At 55.1% G+C, this 20,641-nt stretch carries 19 protein-coding genes; 7 read left to right on the top strand and 12 right to left on the bottom strand.

The features are described from left to right. Positions 1 to 37: 37 nt before the first annotated feature. Genes WM46_RS17005 through nanQ form a run of 3 tightly spaced genes read left to right on the top strand, consistent with a single transcriptional unit; the run spans position 38 to position 2,063 of the window. Positions 38 to 727, top strand: a complete 690-nt coding sequence (locus WM46_RS17005) for an N-acetylmannosamine-6-phosphate 2-epimerase (RefSeq protein ID WP_102602883.1) — start codon at positions 38 to 40, stop codon at positions 725 to 727. Continuing rightward, positions 724 to 1,599, top strand: a complete 876-nt coding sequence (nanK, locus tag WM46_RS17000; RefSeq protein WP_102602882.1) for an N-acetylmannosamine kinase — start codon at positions 724 to 726, stop codon at positions 1,597 to 1,599. The genes WM46_RS17005 and nanK overlap by 4 nt, the downstream gene beginning before the upstream one ends. Next, positions 1,596 to 2,063 carry an N-acetylneuraminate anomerase gene (gene nanQ, locus WM46_RS16995; protein WP_102602881.1) on the top strand — a complete coding sequence of 156 codons (468 nt, stop codon included), beginning with the start codon at positions 1,596 to 1,598 and terminating at the stop codon, positions 2,061 to 2,063. Before nanK ends, nanQ begins: the two co-directional genes overlap by 4 nt. A 244-nt stretch (positions 2,064 to 2,307) precedes the next feature. Here nanQ and gltD read toward each other — a convergent pair whose 3' ends face one another. Then, the gene (gltD, locus tag WM46_RS16990; protein WP_061076165.1) at positions 2,308 to 3,726 is read right to left on the bottom strand and encodes a glutamate synthase subunit GltD; all 1,419 of its coding nucleotides are present in this window, start codon (positions 3,724 to 3,726) and stop codon (positions 2,308 to 2,310) included. 12 nt (positions 3,727 to 3,738) lie between these two features. After that, entirely contained in the window at positions 3,739 to 8,199 is a 4,461-nt protein-coding gene (gene gltB, locus WM46_RS16985) for a glutamate synthase large subunit (protein ID WP_187394396.1), read from the bottom strand. 686 nt (positions 8,200 to 8,885) lie between these two features. On the opposite strand from gltB, the gene WM46_RS16980 reads away from it, so the two are divergent. The 4 genes from WM46_RS16980 to mtgA all read left to right on the top strand — a co-directional run bounded on the left by WM46_RS16980 (position 8,886) and on the right by mtgA (position 13,843). Further along, positions 8,886 to 9,815, top strand: a complete 930-nt coding sequence (locus WM46_RS16980) for a TIGR01212 family radical SAM protein (protein WP_102603847.1) — start codon at positions 8,886 to 8,888, stop codon at positions 9,813 to 9,815. A 93-nt stretch (positions 9,816 to 9,908) separates the two neighbouring features. Next, on the top strand, positions 9,909 to 12,245 hold the full coding sequence (arcB, locus tag WM46_RS16975) for an aerobic respiration two-component sensor histidine kinase ArcB (protein ID WP_102602879.1): 2,337 nt from the start codon (positions 9,909 to 9,911) through the stop codon (positions 12,243 to 12,245). Positions 12,246 to 12,473: 228 nt separating this feature from the next. After that, positions 12,474 to 13,127, top strand: a complete 654-nt coding sequence (gene elbB / locus WM46_RS16970) for an isoprenoid biosynthesis glyoxalase ElbB (protein WP_102602878.1) — start codon at positions 12,474 to 12,476, stop codon at positions 13,125 to 13,127. Then, positions 13,124 to 13,843: a monofunctional biosynthetic peptidoglycan transglycosylase gene (mtgA, locus tag WM46_RS16965; protein ID WP_102602877.1), complete on the top strand. Its 720-nt coding sequence runs from the start codon at positions 13,124 to 13,126 to the stop codon at positions 13,841 to 13,843. The genes elbB and mtgA overlap by 4 nt, the downstream gene beginning before the upstream one ends. 7 nt (positions 13,844 to 13,850) lie before the next feature. Here the strand turns inward: mtgA and yrbL are convergent, their stop codons facing one another. The 10 genes from yrbL to kdsC form a co-directional block, all read right to left on the bottom strand. Beyond that, the gene (gene yrbL / locus WM46_RS16960) at positions 13,851 to 14,483 is read right to left on the bottom strand and encodes a PhoP regulatory network protein YrbL (protein WP_061076170.1); all 633 of its coding nucleotides are present in this window, start codon (positions 14,481 to 14,483) and stop codon (positions 13,851 to 13,853) included. A gap of 199 nt (positions 14,484 to 14,682) precedes the next feature. Beyond that, positions 14,683 to 14,955, bottom strand: coding sequence for a PTS phosphocarrier protein NPr (gene npr, locus WM46_RS16955; RefSeq protein ID WP_042998307.1), 273 nt, complete (start codon positions 14,953 to 14,955; stop codon positions 14,683 to 14,685). Continuing rightward, positions 14,952 to 15,806, bottom strand: coding sequence for an RNase adapter RapZ (gene rapZ, locus WM46_RS16950; protein ID WP_012908509.1), 855 nt, complete (start codon positions 15,804 to 15,806; stop codon positions 14,952 to 14,954). The genes npr and rapZ overlap by 4 nt, the downstream gene beginning before the upstream one ends. 33 nt (positions 15,807 to 15,839) lie before the next feature. Beyond that, positions 15,840 to 16,331, bottom strand: coding sequence for a PTS IIA-like nitrogen regulatory protein PtsN (gene ptsN, locus WM46_RS16945; RefSeq protein ID WP_042325036.1), 492 nt, complete (start codon positions 16,329 to 16,331; stop codon positions 15,840 to 15,842). 115 nt (positions 16,332 to 16,446) lie between these two features. Next, positions 16,447 to 16,734 carry a ribosome hibernation promoting factor gene (hpf, locus tag WM46_RS16940; protein ID WP_003025078.1) on the bottom strand — a complete coding sequence of 96 codons (288 nt, stop codon included), beginning with the start codon at positions 16,732 to 16,734 and terminating at the stop codon, positions 16,447 to 16,449. Positions 16,735 to 16,756: 22 nt separating this feature from the next. Then, positions 16,757 to 18,190, bottom strand: a complete 1,434-nt coding sequence (gene rpoN, locus WM46_RS16935) for an RNA polymerase factor sigma-54 (protein WP_102602876.1) — start codon at positions 18,188 to 18,190, stop codon at positions 16,757 to 16,759. Between the two features lie 47 nt (positions 18,191 to 18,237). Further along, entirely contained in the window at positions 18,238 to 18,963 is a 726-nt protein-coding gene (lptB, locus tag WM46_RS16930) for an LPS export ABC transporter ATP-binding protein (protein WP_042998305.1), read from the bottom strand. Between the two features lie 6 nt (positions 18,964 to 18,969). Next, positions 18,970 to 19,518, bottom strand: coding sequence for a lipopolysaccharide ABC transporter substrate-binding protein LptA (lptA, locus tag WM46_RS16925; RefSeq protein ID WP_061076172.1), 549 nt, complete (start codon positions 19,516 to 19,518; stop codon positions 18,970 to 18,972). Next, the gene (gene lptC, locus WM46_RS16920) at positions 19,487 to 20,062 is read right to left on the bottom strand and encodes an LPS export ABC transporter periplasmic protein LptC (RefSeq protein ID WP_042325047.1); all 576 of its coding nucleotides are present in this window, start codon (positions 20,060 to 20,062) and stop codon (positions 19,487 to 19,489) included. Before lptC ends, lptA begins: the two co-directional genes overlap by 32 nt. Further along, positions 20,059 to 20,625, bottom strand: coding sequence for a 3-deoxy-manno-octulosonate-8-phosphatase KdsC (gene kdsC / locus WM46_RS16915; RefSeq protein WP_042998303.1), 567 nt, complete (start codon positions 20,623 to 20,625; stop codon positions 20,059 to 20,061). The genes lptC and kdsC overlap by 4 nt, the downstream gene beginning before the upstream one ends. Positions 20,626 to 20,641 lie beyond the last annotated feature (16 nt).

Genomic DNA, 20,641 nt, shown 5'->3' with positions numbered 1-20,641 from the left:
CGGTCCTGCGCCGGGCAATACTCGTAAGGGAAGAAGTATGTCGTTACTTGCACAACTGGATAAAAACATTGCCGCGCGTGGTGGTTTGATTGTCTCCTGCCAGCCGGTTCCCGGCAGTCCGCTGGATAAACCCGAGATTGTGGCAGCGATGGTGCTGGCGGCAGAGCAGGCTGGGGCCGTCGCGTTACGTATTGAAGGGATTGAGAATCTGGAGGCGACGCGCGCGGTGGTTTCCGTGCCGATCATCGGCATTCTCAAGCGCGATCTTGCGGATTCTCCGGTGCGCATCACCGCGTTTCTGGAAGATGTGGATGCACTGGCGCAGGCCGGCGCGGACATTATCGCGATTGACGGGACTGACCGTGTGCGTCCGGTGCCGGTTGCGGCGCTGCTGGCGCGTATCCATCACCACCAGGTGCTGGCAATGGCCGATTGCTCCTCGCAGGAGGACGGCCTGGCCTGTCAGGCGCTCGGTGCAGACATTATTGGCACCACGCTTTCGGGTTACACCACGGCAGAAACCCCTGATGAACCGGATCTGGCGCTGGTGAAATCGCTGAGTGAGGCCGGGTGCCGGGTGATTGCTGAAGGTCGCTACAACACCCCGGCGCAGGCCGGTGAAGCGATGCGCCACGGCGCCTGGGCCGTAACGGTAGGATCTGCGATTACCCGGCTGGAGCACATCTGCGAATGGTATAACACGGCGTTGAAAAGGGCGGTGCTATGACGACGCTGGCAATTGATATTGGCGGTACTAAACTCGCCGCCGCGCTGGTGGAGGATGATATGCAGATTCGCGAACGTCGCGAGCTGCCCACCCCCGCCAGTAAAACGTCTCAGGCACTACGCGACGCGCTGAAAACGCTGGTGCAACCGTTGCAGGCACAGGCGCATCGGGTGGCGGTTGCCTCGACGGGGATTATTCGTGAAGGCAATCTGCTGGCGATTAACCCGAGAAATCTGGGCGGATTGCTTCACTTTCCGCTGGTGCAGACGTTAGAAACGCTCACCGGATTACCGACGCTGGCGATCAATGATGCGCAGGCTGCCGCATGGGCGGAATATCACGCGATTGCCGATGATACGCGCGATATGGTGTTTATCACCGTTTCAACCGGAGTGGGCGGCGGTGTGGTCAGCGACGGTCAGTTAGTCACCGGTACCGGCGGTCTGGCCGGACACCTGGGCCATACCCTCGCGGACCCTAATGGGCCAGTGTGTGGCTGTGGGCGGGTGGGGTGCGTCGAGGCTGTCGCGTCGGGACGCGGTATTGCTGCCGCAGCGCAAGGTGCACTTGCCGGATGTGATGCAAAAACCATTTTTTCCCGCGCGGCAGAGGGCGATGAACAGGCCCGCCGACTGGTCGCTTACTCCGCACAGGTGCTGGCGCGGCTGATTGCCGATACGAAAGCGGTCACCGATTGTCAGCGGGTGGTTGTCGGCGGCAGTGTTGGACTGGCGCAAGGGTATCTGGCGCAGGTCCGTGCCTGTCTCGAACAGATGCCCCCGGTCTATCACGTAGAACTCAGCGCGGCGTACTACCGCCACGACGCGGGATTGCTGGGCGCGGCATTGTTAGCACAAGGAGAGAAAGGATGATATTGGGTGAAGTTCGTACGTTATCTGCTGCCGGTCTGCATCCTGTGCTGGAAGAGGCACTGACGCTGGCGTTAACCGCCAGACCGCAGGAGAAAACCCCGGGCCGCGTTGAGCTTCGTGGGGACGATGTCTTTATGAATGTGATGCAGTTTGCCACGCAATCGCCGACGGAGAAAAAGGCAGAGCTGCACGAGCAGTACATCGATATCCAGCTACTGCTGGCAGGAGAGGAACGCATTCAGTTCGGCGTGGCGGATTCTGCACGCCAGTGCGAAGAGATGCATGTTGAGGAGGATTATCAGCTTTGCCGTGAGATTGCTGACAGTCAAAGCATTACCCTACAACCAGGTATGTTCGCGGTGTTTATGCCCGGAGAGCCGCACAAACCGGGGTGCAGTGTGGGTGAACCGAAAGCGATTACGAAAGTTGTCGTCAAGGTTCGCGCCAGCCTGTTAGTCGCATAACAATACCGGATGGTTTTTACCATCCGGATTTACGTTATACATATTCAGTCCTTTCATCATTCCGTCAGCGACGTTTCTGAGGATTCAGCTTTTTGCGCTGTCAGTGCTATTTGCGAACGAATGAGTTCATCTGCCAGTAATTTTTCGTCAGGCTTTCGAAGAATGAAGGTGGGATATTGCGAAAAGCAAGGGTGACTCCCCATCCCTGAGCGAGTACTCGGGGCAGGGGAGTCAGAAAGGTTTACTATACTTCCAGCCAGTTCATGATCCCGTCAGCCGCTTTGCGACCTTCGGCAATGGCGGTCACCACCAGATCCGAACCACGCACAATGTCACCACCGGCGAAGATTTTCGGGTTACTGGTCTGGAAGGCGTTGTCGCTGCCTTCCGGAGCGATGATACGCCCCTGTGAGTCCAGTTCTACGCTGTGTTTTGCCAGCCACTCCATGCTGTGGGGACGGAAACCAAACGCCATGACCACGGCATCTGCCGGTACGATGTGCTCGGAACCTGGAACGATCTCCGCACGGCGGCGGCCTTTCGCATCCGGCGCACCCATTTCGGTACGTGCCATTTTCACGCCGCTGACCTTGCCATTGGCGTTCACTTCCACACCCAGCGGTTGCACGTTGAACTGGAACTCAACGCCTTCCTCGCGCGCGTTTTTCACTTCGCGGCGGGAGCCCGGCATGTTCTCTTCATCACGGCGATAGGCACAGGTGACGTGCGTTGCGCCCTGACGAACAGAGGTCCGCACACAGTCCATGGCAGTATCACCGCCGCCCAGCACCACCACGCGTTTACCTTCCATATTGACGTACGGCTCGTCGGTGGTTTCACCAAAGCCCATGATCTGCTTGGTGTTGGCGATCAGGAACGGCAGGGCGTCAAATACGCCATCGGCGTCTTCGTTTTCCAGCCCGCCGCGCATGGACTGATAGGTGCCGACGCCGAGGAATACCGCATCGTACTCTTTCAGCAGATCGTCGAGCTGTACGTCACGCCCCACTTCCACATTCAGTTTGAACTCAATCCCCATACCGGTGAAAATTTCACGGCGGCGAGTCATCACCTCTTTTTCCAGCTTGAAGGCAGGAATGCCAAAGGTCAGCAGGCCGCCAATCTCCGGGTGACGGTCAAACACCACGGCCTTCACGCCGTTGCGGGTCAACACGTCGGCACAGGCCAGGCCAGCCGGACCGGCACCGATGATTGCCACTCGCTTGTCGGTCTGGCGAACGCCGGTCATATCCGGACGCCAGCCCATTTCGAACGCTTTATCATTGATATAACGCTCGATGTTGCCGATGGTGACGGCGCCAAACTCATCGTTTAGCGTGCAGGAACCTTCGCAAAGGCGATCCTGCGGGCATACGCGCCCGCACACTTCCGGCAGCGTGTTGGTCTGGTGAGACAGTTCCGCTGCTTCAAAAATGCGTCCTTCGTTGGCGAGCTTCAGCCAGTTCGGAATGTAGTTATGAACCGGGCATTTCCACTCACAGTACGGGTTGCCGCAGGAAAGACAACGGTCCGCCTGCGCTTTTGCCTGACCTTCTGAAAACGGTTCGTAGATTTCAATAAACTCGATTTTGCGGATCTTCAGCGGCTTCTTCGGCGGATCAACGCGCTGCAGGTCGATAAATTGGTATACGTTCTGACTCATTGCTGCTACCCCTTACTGCGCCTGCACGCGCAGCTCTGCTGCGCTACGACTACGGTGACCCAACAGTGCTTTCACATCACTGGACTTCGGTTTAACCAGCGCGAATTTGTTAGCGAAGGCTGACCAGTTAGCCAGAATCTCTTCTCCGCGCTGTGAACCGGTATGCTGCACGTGTTCGGTGATCAGGCCACGCAGATGCTCTTCGTGGATAGCCAGTTCGTCAACGCCCAGCACTTCGACCAGTTCCGGGTTTACGCGTTTACGGAACTCACCATCTTCGTCCAGCACGTAGGCGAACCCGCCCGTCATACCCGCGCCGAAGTTCACCCCGGTTTTGCCGAGGATACAGACGATCCCACCAGTCATGTATTCACACCCGTTGTCGCCAATCCCTTCCACCACGGTGATCGCGCCAGAGTTACGCACCCCGAAACGTTCACCCGCACGCCCTGCGGCATACAGACGACCACCGGTCGCGCCATACAGGCAGGTGTTGCCGATGATGCTCGCTTCATGGCTGCGGAAAGCGGAACCAACCGGAGGACGCACCGCCAGCAGACCGCCTGCCATGCCTTTGCCGACATAGTCGTTAGCATCGCCGGTCAGGTACAGTTCCACGCCGCCCGCGTTCCAGACGCCGAAGCTCTGGCCTGCGGTACCGCTGAAGTGCGCTTTGATTGGGTCAGAGGCCAGTCCCTGATCGCCGTGGGTCTGGGCAATATATCCCGAGAGCGATGCGCCAACAGAACGATCGGTGTTACGAATATCGAACCAGAAGGTTTTGCTCTGGCGCTCATCGACATACGGTTTCGCCTGTTGCAGCAACTGCGCATTCAGCACACCGTTATCGAACGGCGGGTTGTTTTCGGTGCAGTACAACGCTTTGCCGGGATGCGGCTCCGCGGTTTCCAGCAGTCGGGACAGCGCCAGTTTCTGCTGTTTGGCGGTAAATCCGTCCAGCTCTTTCAGCAGGTCGGTACGGCCAATCAGATCCACCAGGCGGGTTACGCCCAGGCTTGCCATCAGCTCGCGCACTTCACGGGCGATAAACTCAAAGTAGTTGGTCACTTTGAACGGCAGACCGTGATAGTGGTTCTTACGTAGTTTGTCGTCCTGGGTTGCCACACCGGTTGCACAGTTATTGAGATGGCAAATACGCAGATATTTACAGCCCAGCGCCACCATCGGGCCAGTACCGAAGCCGAAGCTTTCTGCACCGAGGATCGCCGCTTTGATGATATCCACGCCGGTTTTCAGACCGCCATCGACCTGCAAACGGATCTTATGACGCAGGCCGTTGGCGACCAGCGCCTGCTGGGTTTCCACCAGGCCCAGTTCCCACGGACAGCCCGCATATTTTACCGAAGAGAGCGGGCTCGCACCGGTGCCGCCGTCATAACCGGCGATGGTGATCAGGTCAGCGTAGGCTTTCGCCACGCCGGTGGCGATAGTACCGACGCCCGGTTCGGACACCAGCTTCACGGAGATCATCGCTTTCGGGTTCACCTGCTTCAGGTCGAAAATCAGCTGCGCTAAATCCTCGATAGAGTAGATATCGTGATGCGGCGGCGGGGAGATCAGCGTCACACCCGGTACCGAGTAGCGCAGTTTGGCGATGTACGGGGTCACTTTATCACCCGGTAGCTGACCGCCTTCTCCCGGTTTTGCGCCCTGAGCGACTTTAATCTGAATCACGTCGGCGTTAACCAGGTATGCCGGGGTGACGCCGAAACGACCGGAGGCCACCTGCTTAATGCGTGACACTTTATTGGTGCCGTAGCGCGCCGGGTCTTCGCCACCTTCGCCGGAGTTGGAATTACCGCCGATGCTGTTCATCGCTTCGGCCAGCGCTTCATGTGCTTCCGGGCTCAGTGCGCCGATCGACATTGCTGCAGTATCAAAACGTTTGAACAGTTCGCTCGCCGGTTCGACGTCCTCGATGCTGACCGCGTCGTCGCCAGGATTAATCGCCAGCAGATCGCGCAGTGTCGTCGCGGGACGCTCGTTGACCAGTTTTGCGTATTCCTGATAGTCGCTGTATTCCCCACTCTGTACCGCCTGTTGCAGGGTACGTACCACGTCCGGGTTGTAGGCGTGGTATTCGCCGCCATGCACATACTTCAGCAGGCCGCCCTGCGAAATGGGTTTACGTGCCAGCCAGGCGCGTTTGGACAGGTTCAGCAGATCCTGCTGGAAGTCTGCAAAGCCCGCGCCGCCGATACGACTGACCACGCCCTGGAAGCACAGCGCAACGACATCATCATGCAGGCCCACCGCTTCAAACAGTTTGGAGCAGCGGTAGGAGGCGATGGTCGAGATGCCCATTTTGGACATGATTTTGTACAGCCCTTTATTGATGCCGTTACGGTAGTTCAGCATCACGGTACGGTAGTTTTTGGCGATCGCCTGCGTGTCGATCAGACGGCCCAGCGTTTCGTACGCGAGATAGGGGTAGATGGCCGTCGCGCCAAAGCCCAGCAGCACGGCGAAGTGGTGCGGGTCACGCGCGCTTGCGGTTTCGACAATGATGTTGGCGTCGCAGCGCAGGTTCTGTTCTACCAGGCGCGTCTGTACTGCGCCGACAGCCATCGGGGCCGGTACCGGTAGACGATTCTTGCCGATATTGCGGTCCGTCAGCACCAGCAGAACGGTGCCGCTGCGTACCATCTGCTCGGCGGTATCGCACAGTGCTTTGACCGTCTCTTCCAGTGTGGTTTGCGTCGCATCGAAGGTGATATCGAGCCGGTCGGCGCGATAGTGCTCTTCTTTCATCGTCGTGAGCTGCTGGAAATCAGAGTACAGCAGAATCGGTGATTTAAAGCTCAGCCGGTGCGCCTGGCCTTCCGCTTCGCAGAAGACGTTCATCTCGCGACCGATGCTGGTCGCCAGCGACATGACATGCGCTTCACGCAGCGGATCGATCGGTGGGTTCGTCACCTGGGCAAACTGCTGGCGGAAGTAGTCGTAAATGATGCGCGGCTGGCTGGAAAGCACGGCAAATGGGGTATCGTCCCCCATTGAACCGACCGCTTCCTGACCGTTTTCGCCGAGCACGCGGAGAACGGAATCCAGTTCTTCGGCGCTGTAGTTAAACTGTTTCTGGTAGCTGGCGAGCGTATCGTCGTCCAGTTCACGCTGGCCCACCTGATCGTCAGTCAGATCTTCAAACGGCACCAGGCGGCGGACGTTTTTCTCCATCCACTCTTTATACGGATGGCGGCTTTTCAGGTCGTCGTCCGTTTCGGCGGAGTGCAGAATGCAGCCGCCGCGGGTGTCGATAACCATCAGTTCGCCGGGGCCGACACGGCCCTTTTCGACCACTTCGTCAGGCTGGTAGTCCCAGATCCCGACTTCAGATGCGCAGGTGATCAGCTTATCTTTGGTGATGACATAGCGCGCCGGACGCAGACCGTTACGGTCGAGGTTGCAGGCGGCGAAACGCCCGTCGGACATGACGATGCCAGCCGGGCCGTCCCACGGTTCCATATGCATGGAGTTGAAGTCAAAGAAGGCGCGCAGATCCGGGTCCATATCCGGGTTGTTCTGCCAGGCTGGCGGTACCAGCAGACGCATGGCGCGGATGATGTCCATCCCGCCCGCCAGCAGCAGTTCCAGCATGTTATCCATTGAACTGGAGTCGGAGCCGGTTTCGTTAACGAACGGCGCGGCGTCGTGCAGATCCGGGATCAACGGGGTCTGGAATTTATAGGTACGGGCGCGGGCCCATTGGCGGTTACCGGTAATGGTGTTGATCTCACCGTTGTGCGCCAGATAGCGGAACGGCTGCGCCAGTGGCCAGCGCGGCACGGTGTTGGTGGAAAAGCGTTGGTGGAACAGGCAGATGGCCGATTCCAGACGCAGGTCCGCGAGGTCCAGGTAGAAGCGCGGCAGATCCGCCGGCATACACAGACCCTTATAGATGTTGACCAGGTTTGACAGGCTACAGACGTAGAAGTCTTTGTCTTCCTGCAGTCGTTTTTCAATACGGCGACGGGCGATGAACAGGCGACGTTCCATATCGCGCGGACGCCAGCCCGCAGGGGCATTCACAAAAATTTGTTCAATACGCGGCAGGGAGGAGAGGGCGATTTCACCCAGTACACCTTCGTTGGTCGGCACATCGCGCCAGCCAACAATCGACAGGGTTTCCTGCTGAAGCTCTTCTTCGACAATACGGCGAGATTCGGCGGCCAGTTCAGGATCTTTGTTCAGGAAGATCATGCCGACCGCGTAGTTTTTGGCTAAACGCCAGCCGCGCTCTTCGGCAACGATGCGGAAAAAGCGGTCAGGTTTTTGCAGCAGCAGACCACAACCATCGCCGGTTTTACCATCTGCGAGGATTGCGCCACGGTGCTGCATTCGGGCCAGTGCATGTATGGCGGTACGCACTACCTTGTGGCTAGGTTCGCCTTCTATGTGGGCGATCAGGCCGAAACCACAGTTATCCTTCTCAAGGGATTTATCGTACAACATATCAGTGAACCTCCCCAGGCTCTGCGAGACCCCCTTCCGATACCGTTTGCGCACGGGCACACCAAGAGCATGGCGACGGGGTTTGCGTGTCATACGCGTACCTCGCATTCGCCCTCTTTATCCATTTCGCTTAGGTCAAACAAGTTTGAGGACTTGCTGTCAGAGGGAATCTCAATTACTGCATAAATATGATGAGCACACCGCTCATCCAGAAAGCTTCCAGCGGATTTCCACGTTATCGGGAATCCACACACAGGTCAAATGGCAATCTTATTTCTCTAATAATGTGCTACAGAGCATATATCTTTATGAAAATATTAAGAATAATATCATTTTGACATTGAATTAACGTACTGGAAACGAGACGGGGAGTGTGATCTGTCTCACTGTCATAACCGCTTGTTAGCTCATGTCTCCGCTTTATTCGTCGTCAGATGTAGTGTTTTGTGCTGGTTTGTTGCGATATGACATTCCATGATACTGTTTTTGCGCAATCGACGTCAGAAGATAAAAAAAATGACCGGAGATAAGGAAAAGTAATTGGCTGGGTTGTGAATGAAATATCGTTTATTTTGACTGGATATGCAATTGATAAAAGCCTGCCAGGGCGATTGATCCAGGTCATCGCCGATAAGGGCTAAAAATGGCAGGCTTTGGCCTCTTTTCAAGGCGCGGTCTATCAGATTATGCAGTTACAGAAATTAGTCAATATGTTTGGTGGGGATCTTTCTCGGCGTTATGGGCAAAAGGTTCATAAACTGACGCTCCACGGCGGATTTAGCTGCCCAAATCGCGATGGCACCATCGGACGCGGCGGCTGCACTTTCTGTAATGTGGCCTCTTTTGCGGATGAAGCGCAGCAGCATCATTCGATCGCCGAACAACTCGCGCGCCAGGCGCATCTGGTTAATCGCGCGAAACGCTATCTGGCCTATTTCCAGGCCTATACCAGTACCTTTGCTGAAGTGCAGGTGTTGCGCTCGATGTATCAGCAGGCGGTCAGTCAGGCCAGTATTGTCGGCCTGTGTGTGGGAACGCGTCCCGACTGCGTACCGGAGGCGGTTCTCGATCTGCTCTGTGAGTATAAAGACCAGGGCTATGAAATGTGGCTGGAGCTGGGGCTGCAAACCGCGCATGACAAAACGCTACACCGTATTAATCGTGGTCACGATTTTGCCTGTTACCAGCGCACGACCCGCCTTGCCCGTGAGCGCGGCCTGAAAGTTTGTTCGCACCTTATTGTCGGCCTGCCGGGAGAAGGGCAAACGGAATGCCTGCAAACGCTTGAGCGGGTGGTAGAGACGGGTGTGGATGGCATCAAACTGCATCCGCTGCACATCGTGAAGGGCAGCATTATGGCCAGGGCGTGGGAAGCAGGGCGTCTGAACGGGATTGAACTGGATGACTACACGCGAACCGCAGGCGAGATGATCCGTCATACCCCGCCGGAGGTGATTTATCATCGTATTTCCGCCAGCGCGCGCCGTCCCACGCTGCTGGCGCCGTTGTGGTGCGAAAACCGCTGGACCGGGATGGTGGAACTGGATCGTTATCTGAATGCGCATGGTGTACAGGGTTCTGCGCTCGGACGGGCATGGGTTCCGCCTGACGCCTGAACTATGACGGGCATTCGCATTTCTTGCACATTCTTCAACGTCTTGCCCAGAATTGAGTATTATTGTGCCAGGTTGTCGTAAAGGAAATCCCTGATGAAGCAAATTCGTATGCTGGCGCAGTACTATGTGGACCTGATGATGAAATTGGGTCTGGTGCGCTTTTCGCTGTTGTTGGCGTTAGCGCTCGTTGTGCTGGCAATTGTGGTGCAGATGGCGGTCACCATGGTGCTGCATGGTCGGGTCGAACAGATCGATGTCATCCGCTCCATTTTCTTTGGTCTGTTAATCACCCCCTGGGCGGTCTATTTTTTGTCGGTGGTGGTGGAGCAACTGGAGGAATCCCGTCAGCGGTTATCCCGACTGGTGCAAAAGCTGGAAGAGATGCGCGAGCGCGACCTTAAGCTTAATGTCCAGTTGAAAGATAATATTTCGCAGTTGAATCAGGAGATTGCCGACCGCGAAAAGGCAGAGGCGGAACGCCAGTCCACGTTTGAGCAGCTCAAAGTTGAGATCAAAGAGCGCGAAGAGGCGCAGATCCAGCTTGAACAGCAATCCTCCTTCTTACGCTCCTTTCTGGATGCCTCGCCGGATCTGGTTTTTTATCGCAACGAAGATAAAGAGTTTTCCGGCTGTAACCGGGCGATGGAGTTGCTCACCGGCAAAAGCGAAAAACAGCTGGTGCATTTAAAGCCTGCCGATGTGTACTCGCCGGAAGCGGCCGAAAAGGTCATTGAGACCGATGAAAAAGTCTTTCGCCATAATGTGTCGCTGACCTATGAGCAATGGCTCGATTATCCGGATGGGCGCAAAGCCTGTTTTGAAATCCGCAAAGTGCCTTATTACGATCGCGTCGGTAAACGTCATGGTCTGATGGGTTTTGGTCGAGATATTACCGAGCGCAAGCGCTATCAGGATGCGCTTGAGCGCGCCAGCCGCGATAAAACTACCTTTATTTCCACCATCAGCCACGAACTGCGCACACCGCTGAACGGAATTGTCGGTCTGAGCCGCATTCTGCTGGACACTGACCTGACGACCGAGCAGGAAAAATACCTGAAAACCATCCATGTCTCCGCCGTGACGTTGGGGAATATTTTCAACGATATCATTGATATGGATAAGATGGAGCGGCGTAAGGTTCAACTGGATAACCAGCCGGTGGATTTCACCAGTTTCATGGCCGATCTGGAGAATCTCTCCGGCCTGCAGGCGCAGCAGAAAGGACTGCGTTTTGTGCTCGACCCAACCTTGCCGCTGCCGCATAAAGTGGTGACCGACGGCACGCGTCTGCGGCAGATCCTGTGGAACCTGATCAGCAACGCGGTGAAGTTTACCCAGCAGGGCCAGGTGACCGTGCGCGTGCGTTACGATGCAGGCAGCATTCTGCACTTTGAAGTAGAAGATTCCGGCATCGGCATTCCGCAGGATGAGCAGGACAAAATCTTCGCCATGTATTATCAGGTGAAAGACAGTCACGGCGGAAAACCAGCGACCGGTACAGGCATCGGTCTGGCAGTCTCGCGTCGTCTGGCGAAAAACATGGGTGGAGATATCACCGTGGCAAGTCAGCCAGGTAAAGGCTCGATCTTCACCCTGACCGTCCATGCGCCAGCGGTGGCAGAAGAAGTTGAAGATGCATTTGAGGATGACGATTTACCGCTGCCGGCGTTGAATGTCCTGCTGGTGGAAGATATCGAACTGAACGTCATAGTGGCGCGCTCGGTGCTGGAAAAACTCGGCAATAGCGTGGATGTCGCCATGACCGGAAAAGCGGCGCTGGAGATGTTCACGCCGGGCGAATACGACCTCGTATTGCTGGATATTCAGTTGCCGGACATGACCGGCCTCGATATTTCACGCGAGCTGACCCAGCGCTATGCGCGTGAAGATCTGCCGCCGCTGGTGGCGCTGACGGCAAACGTCCTGAAAGATAAAAAAGAGTATCTGGATGCCGGTATGGATGACGTGCTGAGCAAGCCGCTGTCGGTACCGGCGTTAACCGCCATGATTAAGAAGTACTGGGATACCCAAGATGAGGAGGAGTGCACGGTGAAATCTGAAGAGAGCAGTAAATCGCAAGCGCTATTAGATATTCCGATGCTGGAACAGTACATAGAGCTGGTGGGGCCGAAACTGATTACCGATGGCCTGGCGGTGTTCGAGAAGATGATGCCAGGTTATTTAAGCGTTCTGGAATCCAATCTGACCGCGCGAGACAAAAAAGGCGTGGTTGAAGAAGGACACAAAATTAAAGGAGCTGCGGGTTCTGTTGGCCTCCGTCATCTGCAACAGTTGGGGCAGCAGATCCAGTCACCCGATCTTCCGGCATGGGAAGATAACGTGGGTGAATGGATTGAAGAGATGAAGCAGGAGTGGCAACACGACGTTGCGGTATTAAAGGCCTGGGTGGCAAACGCTGGAAAAAAATGACCCCGGTTTGACCGGGGTGCGCGAATACTGCGCCAACACCAGGGAAATCGTGGCTGCGCCGTAAGTTATAATTGTGATTTAAAAGGCGCAGCGCTCAAATTCGGGCCGCACGCAGTTAAGATAGCAAATCTTAAATGCTTTGTTACATGAATCAGTTAAATGTGTGAAGCGTAGCATTTTAATCACAATTATTAATGTGCTGCAGACAGTGGTGAAAAGGACATTTGAATGAAAAAAATTGGCGTAGTTCTCAGTGGATGCGGTGTGTATGACGGTGCTGAAATTCATGAAACCGTACTGACGTTGCTGGCCATTGCCCGCAGCGGCGCGCAGGCCGTCTGCTTTGCGCCCGACAAAGCGCAGGCCGATGTGATTAATCATCTGACGGGCGAAACGATGGCGGAAACCCGCAATGTGCTGATCGAAGCGGCCCGTATTACGCGCGGCAATATTCGTCCGCTTTCTCAGGCAGTCTCAGCAGATTTGGATGCGCTGATTGTTCCCGGTGGTTTTGGCGCGGCCAAGAATTTGAGCAACTTTGCCAGTCAGGGCAGTGAATGCCGGGTTGACCCGGATTTAGCCGGGCTCGCTCTGGCGATGCATCAGTCGGGCAAGCCGCTGGGTTTTATGTGCATCGCGCCGGCCATGCTGCCGAAAATCTTCGACTTTCCGCTGCGTCTGACAATCGGGACCGATATTGATACAGCGGAAGTGCTGGAAGAGATGGGGGCGGAGCATGTGCCGTGCCCGGTCGATGATATCGTCGTTGATGAAGACAATAAAATCGTCACCACGCCGGCCTATATGTTGGCGCAGGACATCGCTCAGGCGGCAATGGGGATTGAAAAACTAGTATCACGCGTGCTGGTTCTGGCGGAATGAAAAAAGGAGTCGCCGCCTTTCTGCGCCGGATAATTTTACGTGTCGTGCTGGTGCTCGCTGTATTCTGGGGTGGGGGCATCGCGTTGTTCAGCGTGATGCCAGTTCCTTTTTCGGCGGTGATGGTCGAGCGGCAGATTGGCGCCTGGCTTCAGGGCGATTTTGGTTATGTCGCCCACTCTGACTGGGTGAGCATGGACGAAATCTCACCGTGGATGGGACTCGCGGTGATTGCCGCAGAAGATCAGACCTTCCCGGATCACTGGGGTTTTGACGTCGCCGCTATCGAGAAAGCGTTGTCACATAACGAACGTAATGAAAACCGCATTCGCGGCGCGTCAACATTGTCACAGCAAACGGTTAAAAATCTCTTTCTCTGGGATGGGCGTAGCTGGTTGCGGAAAGGGCTTGAAGCCGGACTTACCGTCGGTGTAGAGACTGTCTGGAGCAAGAAGCGGATCCTGACGGTCTACCTGAATATCGCGGAATTTGGTGATGGCGTATTTGGCGTCGAAGCCGCCGCACAGCGCTATTTTGGCAAACCGGCCAGCCGATTGACCCAGTCAGAAGCGGCGTTGCTTGCCGCGGTATTACCCAATCCTCTGCGTTTTAAGGCCGCAGCACCTTCAGGCTATGTGCGTAGCCGTCAGGCGTGGATACTGCGTCAAATGCGACAATTGGGTGGGGAGTCGTTTATGACCCGCCACCACCTGCATTAAATCTGCATTACGCCTCGCGCGAAGAGAGTGACAGCCCGCTGCGTTCTTTTGGATGGGCGTCTTTTTCCAGCGCGACGGCCAGTACCGGTTGGGCGATAAAACGCTGCCACAGTCTTTCCTGCTTACGATGGCAGAACCATTTTGACCAGGTCGCCAGCGGGATCAGCGTCCCTTCACCAATGTTATCGCACACTACCGGCACTACTTCCGATTCGCTGATACGGTGACAAAGAACGTTTTGTGGTTTCAGCGTCATGGTGACGATATGGTTGTCACGCAGGTAGCGTTTTAGCGTCTTCAGCAGATGACGTAGCACGACAAAGTCGTCTTCGTAACGACATTGTTTGGCAAATTCGGTGAGAGTGATGGACGGCTTGCCGTCGTAATCGGCAATCACATCGTAAACGTAACCCGTTCCGCAGTCGGTCTCGACCGTGCCGTAATAGCGCGGGATACCGCTCCAGTCTTTCAGGTAGCGAGAGAGGTGGGCATAGTACTTCAGTTCACGCTGTGTCTCTTTGTCGCCGCCCTGGCCACTGTTGTAAACGATCTTAATACAACGTTGGGCATCATCCGGATGCGCATAACACTTACGATGTCGTCCGGTGCCCAGGGGAGTCTCTGCTGATAAACGAATCATGAGTGATATCCTGGAAATATTTACTGACAATAATTCAGTATGAACACTCAGGTTAAATGAAACCTAAACGACTTGTCTTAAGGTTTTCTTAAGGTAATTCTTAAGTGAAAAAGCGCACGAATTGTACAGTTAAGGGGAGCAAAAACGAAAAAAACGCCAGATGGCGTTTTCTGTGAGGGTATCCGTGGCGCGAGAAAACTCAGTCTTCGTCGAATCCCGAATTGAAAAGCGCGATGACGGCCGCCAGCGCTTCAACCTCTTGCGGGCCGGAGGCTTCAACTTCAATCTGTCGGCCTTTGGCGGAGTCCAGCATCAGCAATGCGATGACGCTGTTGGCTTCCGCTTCGGTGCCTTCATCATTTCGTAGCAGGACTTCCGCGTCAAATCCCTGCATTAATTCAAAGAGCTTCATTGCTGGCCGGGCATGCATGCCCAGCTTGTTCGTGATTTCAACAGTTTGCTTCACGGTCATGTTTTGCGTTTTTCCAGCGTACGATGGCGTGACTGTACGTTTTTACCGCGTGAGCGGAAGTAGTCTGCCAGCTGTTCTGCAATATACACCGAACGGTGTTTCCCGCCGGTACAACCGATAGCAACGGTCAGATAGCTACGGTTGTTGGTCTCCAGCATGGGTAACCATAGCTCAAGATAGCTGCGAGTCTGGTAGATAAAATTGTGTACTTCTGTGTGTCTGTCGAGGAAGGCGGCGACGGGTTTGTCGAGACCGGTCATCGGCCGCAGTTTCGGGTCCCAGTGGGGGTTTGGCAAAAAGCGGACGTCGAAAACATAATCGGCATCGATGGGGATTCCGTGCTTAAAGCCGAAGGACTCAAACACCATCGTCAGTTCACGTTCGCGTTTACCCAACAGGCGTGTCCGCAGCATTTCTGCCAGTTCATGCACCGACATTTCTGAGGTGTCGACAATCAGGTCGGCACGAGAACGCAGCGGTTCCAGCAGGTCACTTTCCTGATCAATGGCGCTTTCCAGCGACAGGTTCTTGCTGGAGAGGGGGTGCAGACGACGCGTATCGCTGTAGCGACGAATCAACGTGTTGCGATCGGCATCGAGGAACAGCAGCTGCGGCGAGAACGCCTCGGGCAGGTTGTTCATCGCCTGCTCAAAAATTTCCGGCGACTCTGGCATATTGCGTACGTCAATGCTGACGGCAGCCGAAATCTGGCGTTCGGCAAGCGTGCGAGCCAGATCGGGTAACAATACTACGGGAAGGTTATCCACGCAGTAAAAGCCCATATCTTCCAGCGCGCGCAGGGCGACAGATTTACCTGACCCTGAACGACCGCTGACGATCATCAGTACCATGTACTGTTTCTCCTCACCACGACAAAAGGGGAGTTACGCTTCATCCTGACCGCCTTCGGTGTCAGTGATGATTTGATACAACTCTTCATCGCTCTGCGCGGCGCGCAGTCGACGGCAGATGGTTTTATCCGCCAGACGCTTAGCCACCAGCGATAGCGTATGCAGGTGCGTTTTGGTTTGATCCGCAGGCACCAGCAGGGCAAAAAGCAGATCAACAGGTTGATTATCAATCGCGTCGAAGGCGATGGGTGTTTCCAGTTGCACAAACACGCCGACGGCGCGCAGGGTATCTTCTTCCAGCTTACCGTGCGGGATGGCGATCCCATTGCCGATGCCGGTACTGCCCATTTTTTCGCGCGTCAGGATCGCTTCAAAAACGACCTGCGGCGGTAGACTGAGCTGTTTTGCAGCCAGTTCACTGATGATTTCCAGCGCGCGTTTTTTGCTCTGGCAGTGAACGGCACTGCGCGTACATTCCTGGTTAAGTACACTGCTCAGTTGTAGAGTCGTATCGTTATTTATCATAATTTCACCTAAGAATCCGTCCCACAACAGCGGAGCGGATTCGGAGCGCTAACTGTACAAATGGCCTGTTGTTCTGCACAACAGGCCGTCCTGCACCCGCTAACTGCCCGGACAATTAGTGTTGTTTCAATTTATCTTTGTGTTTGGTGAGCTGTCTTGCCAGCTTGTCAATTAAGCCATCAATGGCGGCGTACATGTCCTGACCTTCCGCGCTGGCGTGAATTTCGCCACCGTTTACATGCAGTGTTGCATCCGAGATGTGGGTGACTTTCTCCACTTTCAACACAATATAGACCTGATTGATCCTGTCAAAATACTGTTCGAGTTTGGCGAACTTGGTATTCACAAAATCACGCAGGGCTTCTGTGATCTCGACGTTGTTTCCAGTGATGTTGAGCTGCATAGTGTCTTCCTTATCGGTTGGGTCAAACCAGTTGTTTGCGCTGGTTTGACGGCGGAATGGATAAAGACTCTCGGTACTTCGCAACGGTGCGGCGCGCCACCATGATGCCTTGTTCCGACAGCATCGACGTTAGCTTGCTGTCGCTCAGGGGCTTCGCGGGGTTTTCCGCCGCAATCAACTTCTTCACCAGTGCGCGGATCGCCGTGGAGGACGCTTCGCCACCCCCCTCGGTATTCACATGGCTGGAGAAAAAATACTTCAGTTCAAAAATGCCGCGTGGACTGTGCAGATACTTCTGCGTCGTCACACGAGAAATGGTCGATTCGTGCATCTCGACGGCCTGGGCGATGTCTGCCAGCACCATCGGTTTCATAAATTCTTCGCCTTGCTCAAAGAAGGCTTGTTGCTGCTCAACGATGCAACGGCTGACGCGCAGCAGGGTATCGTTGCGGCTTTCCAGACTCTTAATCAACCACTTCGCATCCTGCAAATTACTGCGGATGTACTGACTGTCGGCGTCATTACGCCCACCGTTGCACATTGCGGCGTAGTGCTGATTGATCTGCAGGCGGGGAATGCTGTCACCGTTGAGCTCAACCGTCCAGTGACCGTTATGCTTACGTACCAGCACGTCCGGGATCACGTATTCTGGTTCGCCGGTCTGGATCGACTGACCCGGGCGGGGATCGAGTGACTGAATCAGATTGACCGCCTCTTTGAGCACTTCTTCTTTGAGACGTGTGACGCGCATCAGAGTGCGGAAGTCGTGGTTCGCCAGCAGATCGAGATGATCGCTGATGATCAATCGGGCTTCTTCAAGGAAGGGGGTCGCTTTGTCGAACTGTGAGAGCTGGATCAGCAGGCAATCGCGCAGATCTTTTGCCGCCACGCCTATGGGATCAAACCGCTGAATACGTTTGAGAACGGCTTCGACTTCATCAAGACCGACCTCTTCATTGCCCATGCTTTCGAGGATGTCGTCCAGCGAAACGGTGAGATAACCCGTGTCGTCAACGGCATCCACAATCGACGTGGCGATTGCGCGGTCGGTATCGGAGAACGGGGTGAGTTCCACCTGCCACATCAGGTAATCCTGTAGGGTCTGCGTGGTTTCACCCTGGTAAACGGGGAGCTCATCGTCGATGTAGTCGCCGCTGGTGCCCGACGGCGTACCGGCGGTGTAGATTTCATCCCAGCTGGCGTCGAGCGGCAACTCTTCCGGCATCTCTTTTTGTTCGAGAGCGTCGGCGGTATCCAGCGTTTCGCTGTCCTGAGTTTCGCGGGTATCAACTTCGTCGTGAAGATCGGTTTGCTCCAGCAACGGATTGCTTTCCAGCGCTTGCTGGAGTTCCTGTTGCAGTTCCAGCGTGGACAACTGCAACAGACGAATCGCCTGTTGTAGCTGCGGCGTCATCGCCAGTTGTTGGCTCAGCCTGAGTTGCAAACCTTGCTTCATGTTCAGAGTCGTTTTCTCCCGCTATGACGTCGCAAACTTCTACCCTATCAGAGTCTGAAGTCTTCCCCAAGGTATACGCGCTTCACGTGCTCGTCCTGCAGGATTTCTGTCGGCGTACCGTGCGCGATCAGGTGTCCCTGGCTCACGATATAGGCTCGTTCACACACGGCCAGCGTTTCGCGGACGTTATGGTCGGTAATCAACACGCCGAGACCGCTGTCACGCAGATGCTCAATAATGCGTTTGATATCGATAACGGAGATGGGGTCAACGCCGGCAAACGGTTCATCCAGCAGGATAAATTTCGGGTTAGCGGCCAGGGCGCGGGCGATTTCCACACGGCGACGTTCCCCGCCGGAGAGTGACTGACCCATGTTGTCGCGCAGATGCTCAATGTGGAACTCTTCCATCAGCTCGTTAGCGCGGTCTTCACGTTGTTCGCTGGAGAGATCGTCACGAATTTGCAGCACGGCCATCAGGTTATCGTACACGCTCAGGCGGCGAAAAATCGACGCTTCCTGCGGCAGATAGCCAATTCCGCGGCGCGCGCGGGCGTGCAACGGCAGCAGGCTGATGTCTTCATCATCAATAATGATGTTACCGGCATCGCGCGGCACAATGCCGACGACCATGTAGAAGGTGGTGGTTTTACCCGCACCGTTCGGCCCAAGCAGACCGACAATCTCGCCCGAGTTGACGGTCAGGCTGACATCTTCCACGACGCGGCGGCCTTTGTAGGCCTTCGCCAGATTCTTTGCAGTTAATGTTGCCATAACGAATTAGTTACTCTTCTTCTGAGCCGGGGCCTGGTTTTTGTCCTGCAACTGCGACGGAACCAGAACGGTGGTCACACGCTTGCCTTTCTCACTGAAGGCCTGCATTTTCTGCTCTTTCACCAGATAGGTAATTTTGTCCCCGGTGATGTTGCTGTCGAGCTGTTCCAGGTACGCATTGCCGGTGAGCACGACAAAGTCTTTCGCCAATTCATAATGCATTTTCGACGCATGGCCTTTTACCGGCTTACCGTTGTCCTGCATTTGATAGAACGTGGCCGGGTTGCCGAAGCCGTCAATGACCTCTTTACCCTCTTCACCGCCAGGGCGGGTAACGACCACTTTATCGGCGTTAATTTTGATCGTGCCCTGGGTCACAATGACATTGCCGGTGAAGGTCACGACGTTGCCCTGCATATCCAGAGACTGCTGGTCCGATTCAATGTGGATCGGCTGTTCGGTATCGCCGGTGACGGCGAACGCCGGAATGCTGGCGGCCAGAAGTGAGCTGGCAAGCACAAGATTAAGGCTGAGTTTGTTTGTTTTGAATTTCATAGGAGGTTCTAACCTTTTCAATCAGCTCGGCGTTCTTGCTGCGTAAGTTGCCGCGCATTTTCAGTCCGCTGGAGTTAAATGTTGTTCCGTATAACGTGACGAGGTCTTCAGAGGTAACATCCTGCGTCACCAGATTGATCTGCGCGTTATCGGTGGTAATTCTGCGAAGTTGAGCGTCAGGCACCAGCGCGTTGACTTCAACGTGACCATAAAGATACAGCATCCGATCCTCAGTCAGCTTGGCTTTATCAGCCTTGATTGACCACGTCGGGATCTTGTCCTTATCAAACGTCGTTAATACGGGTTGTGTGAACCACGAAACGGCCTGATCGGAATAATATTCAACATGTTGGGCGATCAAACGATAGCTCAGCGCGCCTTCCGGACTGTAGACAACGGTATCCGTATGCTCGCTCTTGTAGGTCGGATCGCTCGTATTCACCACCACTTGCGCCGTGTCGTCTTTATCGGCCAGGTTAATCCCAATCAGCACCAGCACGGCCAACGACAGTAGAATGATAACCCAACGTCTGGCTTTACTCATATCGATTGCCCTTTGGCCTCATCAAGCTTACCCTGCGCCAGTAATAATAAATCACAGACTTCTCGTACCGCGCCGCGTCCGCCCGCGATTTTCGTAACGTAATCCGCGCGCGGGAGCAGTAACGGATGCGCATCCGCAACGGCAATACTCAGGCCAATTTTTTCCATCACCGGCCAGTCAATCAGATCATCACCGACGTAGGCCACATTTTCCGGTGCAATCGCCAGTTTTGCCAGCAGATCGTGAAAGGCGACCAGTTTGTCTGATTGCCCCTGATACAGATGCGTGATCCCCAGTGTGGCACACCGATCTTCTACTAGTTTAGCCTTTCGTCCGGTAATGATGGCGACGTCGATATCAGACGTTAGCGCACAACGGATCCCGTAACCATCACGGACGTTGAAAGCCTTCAGTTCTTCACCGTTGTTGCCCATATAAATCAGGCCATCCGACAGCACGCCATCAACATCAAGAATCAGCAGACGGATATTCTCTGCTTTGGCGATGACATCCGCGCTGACGGGTCCATAACAGGTCGCAAGCGACGCACCTGCTTTGCTCATTTCTCTTTATCCTTGA

Origin of the sequence: Citrobacter freundii complex sp. CFNIH2, from assembly GCF_002880615.1 — a bacterium.
Classification (GTDB): Bacteria; Pseudomonadota; Gammaproteobacteria; order Enterobacterales; family Enterobacteriaceae; genus Citrobacter_A; species Citrobacter_A amalonaticus_F.
Note: the sequence above shows the minus strand (reverse complement) of the source record. Positions and strands in the feature narration are given on the sequence as shown.